Source organism: Streptomyces sp. NPDC027185 (genome assembly GCF_055567035.1).
This window is the reverse complement of record NZ_JBVHRF010000001.1, coordinates 518747-532746: the sequence shown is the minus strand read 5'-3', so window position 1 is coordinate 532746 and position 14000 is coordinate 518747. Positions and strand designations below refer to the sequence as shown.

The 14000-nt window shown below is 74.1% G+C and carries 13 protein-coding genes and 1 other RNA gene; 7 read left to right on the top strand and 7 right to left on the bottom strand.

The window, feature by feature from the left end; all coding sequences use genetic code 11:
- Nucleotides 1–61: 61 nt before the first annotated feature.
- Both ACZ4M8_RS02225 and ACZ4M8_RS02220 read right to left on the bottom strand, forming a co-directional pair.
- Entirely contained in the window at nucleotides 62–937 is an 876-nt protein-coding gene (locus tag ACZ4M8_RS02225; protein WP_467602632.1) for a Rossmann-fold NAD(P)-binding domain-containing protein, read from the bottom strand.
- A gap of 47 nt (nucleotides 938–984) precedes the next feature.
- The gene (locus tag ACZ4M8_RS02220) at nucleotides 985–1395 is read right to left on the bottom strand and encodes a nuclear transport factor 2 family protein (protein WP_467602630.1); all 411 of its coding nucleotides are present in this window, start codon (nucleotides 1393–1395) and stop codon (nucleotides 985–987) included.
- Nucleotides 1396–1494: 99 nt separating this feature from the next.
- On the opposite strand from ACZ4M8_RS02220, the gene ACZ4M8_RS02215 reads away from it, so the two are divergent.
- Nucleotides 1495–2070, top strand: a complete 576-nt coding sequence (locus tag ACZ4M8_RS02215) for a TetR/AcrR family transcriptional regulator (RefSeq protein WP_467602628.1) — start codon at nucleotides 1495–1497, stop codon at nucleotides 2068–2070.
- A gap of 94 nt (nucleotides 2071–2164) precedes the next feature.
- Here the strand turns inward: ACZ4M8_RS02215 and ACZ4M8_RS02210 are convergent, their stop codons facing one another.
- Nucleotides 2165–2332, bottom strand: coding sequence for a hypothetical protein (locus tag ACZ4M8_RS02210; RefSeq protein WP_467602626.1), 168 nt, complete (start codon nucleotides 2330–2332; stop codon nucleotides 2165–2167).
- A gap of 131 nt (nucleotides 2333–2463) precedes the next feature.
- Nucleotides 2464–4140, bottom strand: a complete 1677-nt coding sequence (locus ACZ4M8_RS02205) for a hypothetical protein (RefSeq protein ID WP_467602624.1) — start codon at nucleotides 4138–4140, stop codon at nucleotides 2464–2466.
- A gap of 210 nt (nucleotides 4141–4350) precedes the next feature.
- On the opposite strand from ACZ4M8_RS02205, the gene ACZ4M8_RS02200 reads away from it, so the two are divergent.
- The 4 genes from ACZ4M8_RS02200 (at nucleotide 4351) to ACZ4M8_RS02185 (ending at nucleotide 8263) form a co-directional block, all read left to right on the top strand.
- The gene (locus tag ACZ4M8_RS02200) at nucleotides 4351–5382 is read left to right on the top strand and encodes an ABC transporter substrate-binding protein (RefSeq protein ID WP_467603436.1); all 1032 of its coding nucleotides are present in this window, start codon (nucleotides 4351–4353) and stop codon (nucleotides 5380–5382) included.
- 116 nt (nucleotides 5383–5498) lie between these two features.
- Complete coding sequence (locus tag ACZ4M8_RS02195) at nucleotides 5499–6371, top strand: Nif3-like dinuclear metal center hexameric protein (RefSeq protein ID WP_467602622.1); 873 nt, start codon at nucleotides 5499–5501, stop codon at nucleotides 6369–6371.
- Nucleotides 6368–7111 carry a zinc ribbon domain-containing protein gene (locus tag ACZ4M8_RS02190; protein ID WP_467603435.1) on the top strand — a complete coding sequence of 248 codons (744 nt, stop codon included), beginning with the start codon at nucleotides 6368–6370 and terminating at the stop codon, nucleotides 7109–7111. Before ACZ4M8_RS02195 ends, ACZ4M8_RS02190 begins: the two co-directional genes overlap by 4 nt.
- Nucleotides 7112–7114: 3 nt before the next feature.
- Nucleotides 7115–8263, top strand: coding sequence for a bifunctional RNase H/acid phosphatase (locus ACZ4M8_RS02185; protein ID WP_467602620.1), 1149 nt, complete (start codon nucleotides 7115–7117; stop codon nucleotides 8261–8263).
- A gap of 66 nt (nucleotides 8264–8329) precedes the next feature.
- Here the strand turns inward: ACZ4M8_RS02185 and eda are convergent, their stop codons facing one another.
- Both eda and yaaA read right to left on the bottom strand, forming a co-directional pair.
- On the bottom strand, nucleotides 8330–8983 hold the full coding sequence (eda, locus tag ACZ4M8_RS02180; RefSeq protein ID WP_467602618.1) for a bifunctional 4-hydroxy-2-oxoglutarate aldolase/2-dehydro-3-deoxy-phosphogluconate aldolase: 654 nt from the start codon (nucleotides 8981–8983) through the stop codon (nucleotides 8330–8332).
- Between the two features lie 267 nt (nucleotides 8984–9250).
- Nucleotides 9251–10048 (bottom strand): peroxide stress protein YaaA, encoded by a 798-nt coding sequence (gene yaaA, locus ACZ4M8_RS02175; protein WP_467603433.1) that lies wholly within the window; start codon nucleotides 10046–10048, stop codon nucleotides 9251–9253.
- Nucleotides 10049–10251: 203 nt separating this feature from the next.
- On the opposite strand from yaaA, the gene ACZ4M8_RS02170 reads away from it, so the two are divergent.
- Both ACZ4M8_RS02170 and rnpB read left to right on the top strand, forming a co-directional pair.
- Nucleotides 10252–11790 carry an RNB domain-containing ribonuclease gene (locus ACZ4M8_RS02170; protein ID WP_467602616.1) on the top strand — a complete coding sequence of 513 codons (1539 nt, stop codon included), beginning with the start codon at nucleotides 10252–10254 and terminating at the stop codon, nucleotides 11788–11790.
- 39 nt (nucleotides 11791–11829) lie between these two features.
- Nucleotides 11830–12228: RNase P RNA component class A (gene rnpB / locus ACZ4M8_RS02165), an RNA gene on the top strand.
- 110 nt (nucleotides 12229–12338) lie between these two features.
- Here rnpB and ACZ4M8_RS02160 read toward each other — a convergent pair.
- Nucleotides 12339–13427: an FG-GAP-like repeat-containing protein gene (locus ACZ4M8_RS02160; protein WP_467602614.1), complete on the bottom strand. Its 1089-nt coding sequence runs from the start codon at nucleotides 13425–13427 to the stop codon at nucleotides 12339–12341.
- Nucleotides 13428–14000: the final 573 nt, after the last annotated feature.

The window sequence follows — 14000 nt, the reverse complement described above, 5'->3', positions numbered from 1 at the left end:
CGTGGGGGCGCCCCGCCACGGCCCCGTGGGGGCGCCCCGCCATGGTCCGCGCGCCCCGCGGTCATGGCCGTGCGTCAGGTGAGAACGCCGCGGCGTGCGCCGCCGCGAAGTCGGCGAACGCGCGGGGCGGACGGCCGGTGATCCGCCGCACGGCGGGCGTGACCCGGTCCTCCGCCCCGCCCGCGATCCGTACGTCCAGACCGGCGAGCACCGCGGCGAACTCCTCGGACACCTCCGCCGCGAACCGCTCCCGCATCCGCTCCTCGGAGACCGCGTCGTGCCGCACCGGGCGGCCCGCCACCGCGCCGATCACCGCCGCCACCTCCGCGTAGCTCAGCGCCTGCGGACCGGTGAGCACCGGCGCGTCGTTGAGCGGTCGCGCGGCGGTGAGGGCGTGCACGGCGACCGCCGCGATGTCGTCCGCGTCGATGAACGCCACCCGGCCCGCACCGGTGGCGGTGGTCAGCACCCCGTCCGCCCGGACGGCGCGGGCGTGCTGATGGTCACCGGTGAAGTTCTGCATGAACCACGAGGGCCGCAGCACCGCCCACTCGGGGAACAGTTCCGGCAGCGCCGCGTGCACGGCGCCCGTCCCCGGGTCGTCCGCGCCGATCTGCGAGGAGCTGAGCAGCACCGCCCGGACCGCCCCGGCCGCCCGCGCCCGCCGCAGGAACGGCAGCATCACCGCCGCCGGGTCCACCGCGCCGACCGGCGGAACGAGATACAGGCACCGCACCCCCGCCAGCGCCGCGTCATGGGTCCCCGGCTCGTACCAGTCGAACCGCACCCCGCCCGGCCGGTCCGGGGCCCGCCGCGCGGCCGCCCGGACCGGCACGCCCCGCCGGATCAGCCCGCCCGCCACCCGGCTCCCGGTGGTACCGGTGGCGCCCGTCACCAGGGTGAGCGGTGCGGAGGACGTACGGGGTGCGGCGGGCATGACGACTCCTGGGGAGAGCGGCGGGAAGGCAGGGAAGGGGCGGCGGTTCACGGCCGCAGGGAGGCGGGCATCGCCAGGGGGTTCCAGTAGTCCCGGTAGTGGACGATGCGCCCGTCCCGGACGGTGACGACGGCGATGTACGCCATCGCGAACGGCTCGCCGTCCACCACCGCCCGGCCCTCCGCGGCCATCTCCACCACGATCGTCTCCGGATCCCGGGTCTCGTGGATCTCCAGCCGGGGGAAGGCGTGCAGGTCGATGTGGGCCGGGTAGTCGCGCATATAGGCGGCGACGGCGGCGCGGCCCTCCAGCCGTGCCGGAGCGCCGGGCGGCGCGAACGGGAACTCGAAGACCCCGTCCTCGTCCCAGAGCGCGACCCATCCGTCGATGTCCGCCGCCAGCAGCAGCCGCAGACCGTGGCGGTAGAGGGCGGCGGGGGAGCGGTGTGCGACTGTCACGGTGCCTCCGGGTACGTGAGGGCGGCGGACCGCTAAAATGCGGACCGCCGGTCCGATCGACTTTACGGACCGACGGTCCGCTTCGCAATGGGAGATCCTGTGCCGCCACGCAAGCCCCGCTCGGACGCAGCCCGCAACCGCGAGGCCGCCCTCGCCGCCGCGGACGCGCTCTTCGCCCGCGAGACGGACGCCGCCCGCGTCACCATGGACGCCGTCGCCTCGGCGGCGGGCGTCGGCAAGGGCACCCTCTTCCGCGCCTTCACCGACCGCGACGGCCTCATCCTGGCGCTCGTGGACCGCCGCTTCGGCGCACTGCGCGGCCAGGTCGAGGGTGAGGCGCCGCCCCTGGGCCGCGCCGCCCCGCCCCGTGAGCGGGTGGTGGCGCTGCTGGACGCGCTCGTCACGTTCAAACTCGACAACCGCCGCCTCGTCCTCGCGCTGGAAGAGGGCGGCGCGGCCAGTCCGTACCGCTCCCCGGCGTACGGCTGGTGGCACACGGCGCTGGCCGACGCCTGGCGGGAGATGGGTGCCCCGGACGACGCCCCGTTCCTCGCGCATCTGATGCTCGCCGCCGTCCGCGCCGACCTCATCGAGCATCTGACGACCACCGAAGGCCGCCCGCCCGCCGAGATCCGTGCCCGGCTGGCCCGGTACGCCCGCTCCCTGATGCCGTGACGGAAGCAGGATCCGCGCCCCGCGCACAGCAACGGCCCCCGCCCCTTCCGGAGAAGGGAACGGGGGCCGGGACAGGCTCCGGGGCGCCTGGAGATCAGGCGTTCTGGGGCTGCTTGGTGCGGCGGTGACGGCCGTTGGCGGCCGCCCTGGCCTCCTCCGTCGCTGCCGGACCGCGGTGCCTGCCGGAGCCTTGGGCCTCGGCGGCCTGGGCGGATGCCTCCTGCGGGCGCGCCTCGGTCGTGTCGGTCTGGGCTTCGGGCATGGAAAGTGTCACTCCGTCGGATCGCTTACGGCTGTACGCGTCGAGGCCGCCGCGGTGCCGACGCCGGTGGCCGGCGCGGCCGGCCGCGCGGGAACAACCCCGCGCTCCGTCAGGAGGAAGGGCGGCCCCCGTCAGCCCCGCTGAATCCTAACGGGACGGGTGATCACGCTCCACCGGGCCTCCCCGGCGGACAGTGGCGCCTCCTGGAGCGGCACCGGACGGCGGGGGGAAGGGCGCGCGGTCCCCGTGAACGGTTCCCGGAACGCGCCCTCCGGCGGGGCGGACGACGGGGAGTTGCCGTCCCGGGGCGGCGGGAACGCCGCACCGATCGGGGCGATCCGCCCGCGGTCCTGCCACTGCCGGACCGCGTCCCCGTCCAGCCTGTTGCGCACCGGCAGCGGCGGCCGGGTGGTGTGCAGCCCCTGCATCGTCCGTCCCGCCCGGGATGGCCGCGTCCGCTCCCCGTCCGGCGTCGCGGGCAGCGCCGCCGCCGTCCCGGAGCCCGCGGGCAGCGCCGCCACCGGGACCGCAACGGGCACCGCCCCGGCCGCCGGAGCCCCCGCCACCGCCCCGCCGACCGTGACCGGGCCCGCGGGCGGCGCCGGGACGGTCACCGGGTCCGCCGCCGGCACCGCGAAGGGCGCCGGGCCGACCGCCGCTTCCCCGGCCGACTGCGGGTACGGCACCGGACCGGCCGCCGCTTCCCCGGCCGGTGCCGCGACCGGCACCGGATCCGCCGCCCGCTCCGCCGCCCACGGCCACAGCCCCTCGGACGGCTCCAGCGGTACGGCCATCCGTGCCAGCCCGCAGGGGGCCGCGTCCGTGACGTACGGCAGCAGCAGTTCGCCGTCCGCGCTCCAGCGGCCGGCGCCGGTCAGCCAGCCTTCGGGGGCGGGGAGCTGGCGCAGTTCCCGGTCGGCGGGGCGCCAGACGCCGAGCCGTTCGCCGTCGCCGTCCCCGATGTGCCAGGCCACCGCGCAGTGCTCGGGCGTCAGCATCTGCCGGGGCTGGACGGCGAACGGGGTGAGCACCGCGTCCGCCGGGTGCAGGCAGGCGGGGAACCGCACCGGGAGCGCACTGCCGAGGACGCCCCAGCCCAGCCGGTCCTCGCCCGGCGCGTCGGAGCGGACCAGCAGCAGTCCGCTGTCCGGATCGGCCAGCAGCAGCCGGTCGTTGCTCTCCTCGGTGATCTGGAGGAGGAGTGTCGTTTCGCCGCCGCGGCTCAGGTCGACGGCGACGGTCTTCGTCCGCCCGTCCAGCTCCTGATCGACGGCGAGCAGCTGCCCGGAGCGGTCCAGCCACGCGCCGCCGGTGCACCGCCCGGGAAGCTCCGCGAGGTGGTCGAGACCGCCCGGACCGCCGTGCAGCAGCCACAGCGAGGTGGAGGTGTCACCCGGCGTCAGCGCGTGCGCGCTGCGGCCGTCCGGCGCCGGGGGCAGCAGCGTCAGCTCCGGCGCCTCGATGGTACCGAGCGGGAGTTCGCCGGTGTCCGGGCCCGACGGGTACAGCAGCGCGAGGGCGAAGCCGTCCTCGACGGGCCGCCGGATCAGCACCCGGCCGTCCGCCAGCGCCAGCAGCGCGCTGTCCGGCGCCTCCGGCGCCTCACCGGGCAGCGGTACGGCGTAGGGCTCCGGTCCGCTCAGCGTCCAGCGCTCCGGGAACCGGTCGTCCGTCCCGTCGTCCCGACGCGCCAGCCGGGCGGCGTACGAGCCGTCGGCGGCGATCGTCAGCGGCGCGCGGGGCGGACGTCCGGACGCCGCGCGGTCATCCCTGCCACAGACCGTCATCAGATGGTCACCTCCAGTCATCGGACCGAAGGTAGTTTTCGGACTTCCGGCCGATCAATGTGTGCGGTGAGGGTTCACGCATAAGGGTGGCGAAAGTCCGATTCGCCGGTGTTGATCGGGGTCCCTGTGCTGCGAGATTCAAGCGTGCGTAAAGTAAGGGCCGCCTAACCTCATGCTGTGCCGGGGGTCCGCCGCGCCGTGGACCGCCCGCCCGACCCCCTGGAGTACGCGATGTCCCTTCGCCGCCGCGGCACCGCCGCCGCAGCCCTCGCCGCCGCCGGTGCCCTCGCCCTCGCGGCCTGCGGTTCCTCCGACGGGGGCGGCAAGAGCGACAACGGCGCCGGCTCCAAGTCCGTCGCCCAGGGCGGCAAGGACTTCGCCAAGGCGGCGGAGGAGACCGCCAAGATGGGCACCGACGCCAAGGCCGGTCAGTTCCCCCGCGCCATCAAGCACGCCATGGGGACCACCGAGCTGAAGGCCGCGCCCAAGCGCGTCGTCGTCCTCGACGTCGGCGAGCTGGACAACGTCGTCTCCCTCGGCATCAAGCCCGTCGGCTACGCCCCCACCGAGGGCGACGAGTCGATTCCGGACTACCTGAAGAAGGACGCCGGGAACCCCAAGAGCATCGGCACCATCAACGGCCTCAATCTGGAGGCCATCAACAAGCTCAAGCCCGACCTGATCCTCGGCAGCAAGCTCCGCGCCGAGAAGCAGTACCAGCAGCTCGCGAAGATCGCCCCGACCGTCTTCTCCATCCGCCCCGGCTTCACCTGGAAGGAGAACTACCTCCTCAACGCCGCCGCCCTCGACAAGACCGCCGAGGCGAAGGCGAAGCTCGACGCGTACGAGAAGAAGGCGAAGCAGCTCGGCGAGGACATCGGCCCGAAGAAGCCGACCGTCACGATGCTGCGCTACATGCCGCAGTTCACCCGCCTCTACGCCCAGCAGTCCTTCATCGGCACCCTCCTCAAGGACGTCGGACTGCCCCGCCCGAAGAACCAGCAGGTCGACGACCTCGCCACCGAGGTCAGCCCGGAGAACATCAACCAGGCCGACGCCGACTGGATCTTCACCGGCGTCTACGGCGACCCGAAGGCCACCAAGCGGGACACCGCCGAGTCCAACCCGCTGTGGAAGAACCTCAAGGCGGTCAAGGACGGCCACGCCAAGAACGTCAAGGACGAGACCTGGTACCTCGGCCTCGGCGTCACCGCCGCCGACAGCGTCCTCGACGACCTGCGCGGATACCTCGTCAAGAAGTGACGTACCGGCCCGGCGGCGCGGCGGCGGACAGGCGCCGCGCCGCGCCGCCGGGCACCCGTCCCCGCCCGCCGGGGACGCGGAACGGCGGGCCCCGGGCGGGAGGTAACCTTCCACCCGTGCCCGCACTGTCTGAAGTCCTCACCGCTCTCGACGCCCTCTGGCCCGCCGAGCGGGCCGAAGGGTGGGACGCCGTCGGCACGGTCTGCGGCGACCCCGAGGCGCCGGTCGAGCGCGTACTGTTCGCCGTCGACCCCGTCCAGGCCGTCGCCGACGAGGCGCTCTCCCTCGGCGCCGACCTCCTCGTCACCCACCACCCGCTCTACCTGCGCGGGACGACGACGGTCGCGGCGTCCACCTTCAAGGGCAAGGTCGTCCACACCCTCATCCGCGGCGGCGTCGCCCTGCACGTCGCGCACACCAACGCCGACACCGCCGACCCGGGAGTCTCCGACGCCCTCGCCGGCGCCCTCGACCTGCGGATCACCGGCCCGCTGGTACCCGACGCCACCGACCCGCACGGCCGCCGCGGCCTGGGCCGGGTCTGCGAACTGCCGCACCCGATGACCCTCGCCGAGCTGACCGCGTACGCCGCCGCCCGGCTGCCCGCCACCGCGCAGGGCGTCCGCGCGGCCGGCGACCCGGAGCGCGTCATCCGTACGCTCGCCGTCTCCGGCGGCTCGGGCGACAGCCTCTTCGACGCGGTGCGGGCCGCCGGGGTGGACGCGTTCCTCACCGCCGACCTGCGCCACCACCCGGCCTCCGAGGCCACCCAGAGCACGGGCGCCGTCCCCCCGGCGCTGCTCGACGCCGCCCACTGGGCCACCGAATGGCCCTGGTGCGAGCAGGCCGCCGCCCAGCTCGACGCCGTCTCCGACCGCCACGGCTGGGGCCTGCGCACGCACGTCTCCCGTACGGTCACCGACCCCTGGACCGCCCACGCGGCGTCCGTCCCGTCCACCCCGACACACACCACAGGAGCCCCCCGCTGAACGCCGCGCCCGCCGACCAGATCCGCCTCCTCGACGTCCAGGCCCTGGACGTCCGCCTCACCCAGCTCGCGCACAAGCGCAAGAACCTCCCCGAGCTGGCCGAGCTGACCGCCCTGGAGGCCGACCTCACCCAGCAGCGCGACCTGCTCGTCGCCGCGCAGACCGAGGAGAGCGACACCGCCCGCGAGCAGACCAAGGCCGAGCAGGACGTGGACCAGGTGCGCCAGCGCGCCGCCCGCGACCAGAAGCGCCTGGACTCCGGCGCCGTCACCTCGCCCAAGGACCTGGAGAGCCTCCAGCGCGAACTGGCCTCCCTCGCCAAGCGCCAGGGTGACCTGGAGGACATCGTCCTGGAGGTCATGGAGCGCCGCGAGGCCGCCCAGACGCGCGCCGCCGAACTCTCCGAGCAGGTCGCCGCCGCCCAGGCCAAGGTCGACGAGGTCACCGCCCGCCGCGACGCCGCGTACGCGGAGATCGACGCCGAGGCCGGGACGGTCACCAAGGAGCGCGGGCTGACCGTCGCCGACATCCCCGCCGACCTGCTGAAGCTCTACGACCGGCTGCGCGAGAAGCACGGCGGTATCGGCGCCGCCCGCCTCTACCAGCGGCGCTGCGAGGGCTGCCGCCTGGAGCTGGACCTCACCGAGCTGAACGACGTCCGCTCGGCCCCCGCCGACACCGTCGTGCGCTGCGAGAACTGCAGCCGCATCCTGGTCCGCACGCCCGACTCCGGTCTGTAGGCCGTGACCCGCACCCTGATCGTCGAGGCCGACGGCGGGTCCCGGGGCAACCCGGGGCCGGCCGGTTACGGCGCCGTCGTCCTCGACGCGGCCACCGGCGAAGCCCTCGCCGAGGCCGCCGAGTTCCTCGGCACCGTCACCAACAACGTCGCCGAGTACCGCGGCCTCGTCGCCGGACTGCGGGCGGCCCACGCCCTCGACCCGGCGGCCCGTGTCCGGGTGCGGATGGACTCCAAACTCGTCGTCGAGCAGATGTCGGGCCGCTGGCAGATCAAGCACCCCGACATGAAGCCGCTCGCCGCCGAGGCGGCCGCCGCCCATCCCGCGGACCTCGTCTCGTACGAGTGGATCCCCCGGGCGGAGAACAAGCACGCCGACCGGCTCGCCAACGAGGCGATGGACGCCGGACGCGACGGCCGGCAGTGGCGGCCCGCCGCCTCCCGCGCGGCGCTCGACACCCCGGCGCGCGGCGGTACGGACAGGGCCGCGGCGGCCACTCCGTCCGTCGGTTGGGGCACCGCCGACCTGGGCAGACCCGCCACCCTCGTCCTGCTGCGCCACGGCGAGACGGCGCTGACCCCGCAGAAGCGCTTCTCGGGCAGCGGCGGCACCGACCCCGAACTCTCCCCGGCCGGACTGCGGCAGGCCGAGGCGGCCGCCGCCGCGCTGGCCGCCCGCGGCACGATCGAAGCGGTCGTCAGCTCCCCGCTGCGCCGCTGCCGGCAGACCGCCGGTACGGTCGCCGACCGGCTCGGCCTCGACGTCCGCGTCGAGGACGGACTGCGCGAGACGGACTTCGGCGCCTGGGAGGGCCTGACGTTCGGCGAGGTCCGCGAACGGTACCCGGACGATCTCGACGCCTGGCTGGGCTCCACCCGCGCGGCGCCGACCGGCGGCGGCGAGACGTTCGCGGCGGTCGCCCGCCGGGTCGCCGCCGCCCGCACCGAGCTGACCACCCGGTACGCGGGCCGCACCGTCCTCGTGGTCACCCACGTCACGCCGATCAAGCAACTGGTCCGGCTGGCGCTCGGCGCCCCGCCCGAGGCGCTGTTCCGGATGGAACTCTCCGCCGCCTCGCTCTCCGCCGTCGCGTACTACGCCGACGGCAACGCCTCCCTCCGGCTCCTGAACGACACCTCCCACCTGCGCTGACGCGGTACGAGGGCGGGCCCGGCACCCGCGGGAGGTGCCGGGCCCGCCGTCGTCACGGCCGGATCGTCAGCCCGCCAACGCGGCGGCCTCGCGGGCGAGTCCGGTGACCTGGCCCCAGTCCTTCGCGGCCAGCGCGTCGGCCGGGAGCATCCACGTACCGCCCACGCAGCCGACGTTGGACAGGGCGAGGTAGGACGGCGCGGAGGCGGCGCCGATACCGCCGGTCGGGCAGAACCGGGCCTGCGGCAGCGGCGCGGCCAGCGACTTCAGATACGGCACGCCGCCCGCGGCCTCGGCGGGGAAGAACTTCATCTCCCGTACGCCGCGCTCCAGCAGCGTCACCACCTCCGACGCCGTCGAGACGCCGGGCAGGAACGGCACCCCGCTGTCCTCCATCGCGGCCAGCAGCCGCGGCGACCACCCGGGGCTCACCAGGAACCGCGCCCCGGCCCCGCACGCCGCCGTGACCTGCTCGGGCGTCAGCAGCGTGCCCGCGCCGACCACCGCGTCCGGCACCTCGGCGGCGATGGCGGCGATGGCGTCGAGCGCGGCGGGCGTCCGCAGCGTCACCTCGATCGCCGGCAGCCCCCCGTCGACCAGCGCACGGGCGAGCGGCACGGCGTCGGCGACCTCCTGGATCACCACAACCGGAAGGACAGGGGCGAGACCCAGCACGGAGGCGGGCACATCGGGCGCGGGGGAGGAGTCAGCGTGCGTCACGCGCCCATAGTGCGCCCCGACGCGCGTAATACGCAACGAGCGTTGCGCAGCATGCAACGAGGTGCTTGAGCCGGGAGCCGGGAGCCGGGAGCCGGGAGCCGGGAGGGCTCGCGGTAGCTGGTGACGGTGGCGGATGACGGTGGCCGGTCCTGGCGTCCGTCTTGGCCGGCACCTCTGCCGGGCCTCGGCTCCAGCTTCCGTACCCCTTTCCCCGCCCCCCGTTCCCGCCCCCGCTCCCGTCCTCGCCCTCCGTTCCCGCCACCGGCCCTACAGCTCCGTGACGATCACATCCACCGCCCACGGGCGGCCCGCCCGCGCCGGGGCCTCGGCCTCCACCGTGTAGCCGAGCGTGCGCAACGCCTCCACCAACTCCGCCGGGTTCTCCGGGGAGACCCCGGCGGTCAGCAGATCGCGGACCATCCGTCCCTTCGTCGCCTTGTTGAAGTGGCTGACCACCGACCGCTTCTCCACCCCGTCCACGATCTTCGACTGGAGCACCCGCACCGTCGCCGTCCGCCCCGCGACCTCGCCCTTCGGCTTCCACGCCGTCGCGTACGCCGCCGACCGCAGGTCCAGCACCAGCCCGGCCGCCGCGACCTGCGGCAACACCCGCGCCATCGGCTCCCGCCAGTACGCACCGAGCGCGCCGAGACCCGGCAGCTTCACCCCCATCGAGCAGCGGTACGACGGGATCGCGTCACCGGGCCGCACCGCGCCCCACAGCCCGGAGAACACCAGCAGCGACCGGTCGGCCCGCTCCCGCGCCGCCGCGTCCAGTGTCGTCAGGCCCAGCGCGTCGTAGAGCACTCCGGTGTAGATCTCCGCGGCGGGCCGGGTGCCCGCCGTCCGCAGCGCCGCGTTCTTCGCGACCTCGCCCCGCAGCCCCGCACCGATGCCCAGCGTCTCGCGCGCCTTGTCCTCATCGCCCGAGCAGAGCGCGATCAACTCCGCCAGTACCGTCTCCCGCGCCGCACCCAGCCCCGGCAACGACAGCCCGGCCACCTCCAGCGGCGCCCCCTCGCCCCCCGCGGCCTTCCCCTCGGACGGCGGCAACAGCACCAGCACGGTCTTCTCCTTCACACGACGAACGCGGTACGGGCCCGCGCCCACACCGCGCCACGGACCCCGCAAAAGGGTAGGTCCTGCCGCCCGCCACCCACCACGACGGAACCCCAGCTCAACCCCATGATGGCGGCCCGCACCCGACCGGCCCCGGGGCGCCCCGTCATACCGCGCCGAGCGCGGCGTACCGCCTTACGCTCGGTGACATGGCCCGCCGTCCCATGCATGTGACCGACGCCGCGCAGGACCCGCTCGGGGCCGCACTGCGCGGGCTGCGCTGGCGGCTGGAGATCCCCGAGCACTTCCCGCCCACCGCGCAGGCGGAGGCCGACAGCGCGGCGCTCGCCCCGCGCATCCCCACCGCCACCGGCGACGTCGCCACCGCCCACAGCCTCGCCGACGCCACCGACCTGCCGCTCTTCACCCTCGAACGGCCCGGCGCCCCGGACCTCGACCGCGCGCTGTTCCTCGCCCGCCGCCCCGGCGGACGCGGCTTCCGCCTCCACTACGCCGTCGCCGACGTCGCCTCCTTCGTCACCCCTGGCGGCGCCCTCGACGCCGAGGCCCACCACCGCGTCGCCACCCTCGACCTCCCCGACGAACGGGTCCCCCTCCACCCGTACGCCCTCAGCGAGCGGGCCGCCGGGCTCCTGCCCGACCAGGACCGCCCGGCCGTCCTGTGGCAACTCGACCTCGACGCGGACGGCGACCTCACCACCGCCTCCGTCCGCCGCGCCCGGGTCCGCTCCCGCGCCCGCCTCGACCACCCGGCCGTCCAGCGGATCCTCGACGACGGCACCGCCGAGGAACCCCTCGCCCTGCTCCGCGAGACCGGACTGCTGCGCGAGGCCCGCGAACGCGCCCGCGGCGGCATCTCCCTCTACGTCCCCGAGGCCCGCCTCACCGTCCACGACGGCCACTACGCCCTCACCCACCGCGCCCCGCTGCCCGCCGAACGGTTCACCGCCCAACTCGCCCAACTCGTCGGCGTGGCCGCCGCCGACCTCATGCTCGCCGCCGGCACCGGCATCCTGCGCACCCTGCCCACCGCCCCGGACGGCTCCGTCGCCCGCCTGCGCCGCACCGCCCGCGCCCTCGGCGTCGACTGGCCGCACCACACGTCGTACGCGGCGCTCGTCCGCGGTCTCGACCCGCACCGTGCCACCCACGCCGCGTTCCTCCAGGAGTGCGCCACCGTGCTGCGCGGCGGCGACTACCTCGCGTTCGACGGCCGCCCGCCCCCGCCGTCCGCCGCCGTACACGCCGCCGTCGCCCTGCCCTACGCCCACGCCACCGCCTCGCTGCGCCGCCTCGTCGACCGCTACACCTCGGAACTCTGCCTCGCCGCCTCGGCCGGAATCGCGCCCCCGCCCTGGGTCCGCTCCGTCCTGCCCGGACTGCCCGCCACGATGGCGACCGGCGCCCGCCGCGCCGACGAGGCGGAAAGCGAGTGCGTCGCCCTCGTCGCCGCCGCCCTGCTGCGCGACCGGATCGGCGAGACCTTCGACGCCGTCGTGACGGAGACCGGTGACGGAGCCGATGACGGTGCCGGTGCCGGAACTGGAGCCGGTACCGGCACCGGCTCCGACGCCGCCGGGGTGACCGTCCACCTCCGCGAACCCGCCGTCGCCGGCCACCTCACCGTCCCGCCCGGCGCCCCCGCCCCGCACCCCGGCGACGCCCTCCGCGTCCGCCTGGCCGCCGCCGAACCGGGCAGCGAACCCGTCCGCTTCACCCCGGCCTGACCGGCGGTCGCGGCCGGGTAGCATGGTCACCACGGCGGACGAGCCGGCCGGGCGGCCGCGTGAGGTCTTACGACCTCCCGAGGAACGTCCGGGCTCCACAGGGCAGGGTGGTGGGTAACGCCCACCCGGGGTGACCCGCGGGACAGTGCCACAGAGAACAGACCGCCGGCGCCGCAAGGCACCGGTAAGGGTGAAACGGTGGTGTAAGAGACCACCAGCCTCCGAGGTGACTCGGAGGGCTCGGTAAACCCCACCCGGAGCAAGGTCAAGAGGGAGCGCCCCGGCGCTCCTGCGCGGACGATCGAGGGCTGCCCGCCCGAGTCCGCGGGTAGACCGCACGAGGCTGCCGGCAACGACAGCCCTAGATGGATGGCCGCCTCCCCTCGGCCCGCGAGGACCGGGGGAGACAGAACCCGGCGTACAGGCCGGTCTCGTCCGCCGGCTAGCTGCTAAAAGGGCCCCTGACCTGGAGTTTTCCAGGTCAGGGGCCCTTGATTTCCGGTGGGGCGGGGCAGTCGCTCCCGGTGAGAGTTCCGGGCTGCGGTGCCCTAGGAATTCAGAGGGGCGGGGTCGCCGCCCTTGTTGATATGAGGTGTCACCCTTCCGGTATCGGTGTCGACCCACAGGACTTCGTCCCGTCCGTCACCGTTGAGGTCGGCGAAATCGCGTTGTTGTGTTCCAGGGTCGAATCCGCCGCCGTTGGCGATCTCGAATTCCTTTCCCCAGCGGGGCTGCCCGTTGCTTTCGATGCCGCCGTTCAGTGACACGTTCAGGGGCTTGGCCGCGGTGCTGATCAGGTAGTCCGCCCGATTGTCGCAGTCCGCGTCGGCGAAGGTGGGCACGTCCTTCTCGTTCAATCCGGTGGGACGGAATTGTCCGATGGACTTCCAGTCGGGCTGACCGCCGTCGCTGCCCGCACGGTTGGACCACGCCTGTACGGTTCCGGAATCAAGGTCGAGTGTGAGGTGGTCGTCGCGGCCGTCCGCGTCGAGGTCGGCAAATATCACCCTGGTGTTCCCTGCCGTGGCGCGGGGAATCCGCGCTTCGATCGTCCAGGTGGGCCGGCCGAGGGCGCCGGCTTCAACGATCTGGTGTTCCTTTGAAGCGCTCGTCTTCCATCCCTTCGCGGCTCCGGTTTCACGGTCGACCATCAGGTAGTCGTCGAGTCCGTCGCCGTCGAGGTCGGCGAAATCAATGTAGTTGTTCGCGGAAAGTCTGCCGGGGCCGGTGGTCAAAGTTTTTCCAGGCTCTTCCCAGCGGAACTGGTTCTTCTCATTGATCGAATTGAGGTTCTTCCATGCCTTCACTTCACCGGTTTCGCGATTGACCACCAAGTAGTCGTCGAACCCGTCGCCGTTGACGTCGGCGAAGTCGACGTCCATATGAGCCGCATCGAATTCAGGGGCTGTGCCGATGGGCCGCATTTCGCTCCAGCCGTCGTGGGCGCCTCCGCACTTGGCCGGAGGCGGCAAGGGGGCCGGCCCGGCGGCAGGTGTGCCGCGTCCGGAGGGGGGAGTGCTCCGAGCCTCACTCCCCGGTTTTCCGCCGCTGGTCTTGTTCCCCTCGTCCTGGCTGGTCACCACGGGGATGACGGCGTTGACCACGCCGAACGCTCCGCCGCCGACGGTGGTGATCACCGCGGTGAGGAGAGCGACCTTGCCGGCTTCGCTCAGCCCGCCGAACCATGCCCTGGCCCGGCCCGTACGTAAGTGCCGCTGGGGCGTCGGGAGTTGGTCCTCTCCTGCATCAGGGCCGCCCTCTCCCGGGGCGGGGCTCCGGTCCGGATCCGGATCGCCGTTCTGAGATGACGGTGCCGAAGGCAATGGTCCCCCTTGACTCTCGGTCGGCCGGCGAGCCCCACGAGCCTAGGGCAATCGTGTGACCTGGACCACGGACAGGGGTGCGGGCCGGCGGTCCCGACGACCCGAATTCGGCCCCGGCGCGAGAAGGCCGGAAGGGGCGCGAACGACGGCTCCGCGGGCCGGGCCCGAGTGGGGGCGGGGGTGCCGTTCCGGCTGTCCGTTCGGGTGGGGGCGGGGGTGGTGGAGGAGAGGGAAGCTGCAGATGGGGGCTATATCACGAACGATTGGTGCATGCTACATCCAAACGGAGGTGTGGCTGTGGTTGAGCCATTGACAATCTGTGCCTGGGATTGCACACAGCGTTGATCGCGTTCCGTTTGTCCGTCGTGGGCACATGGGAGCGGACTC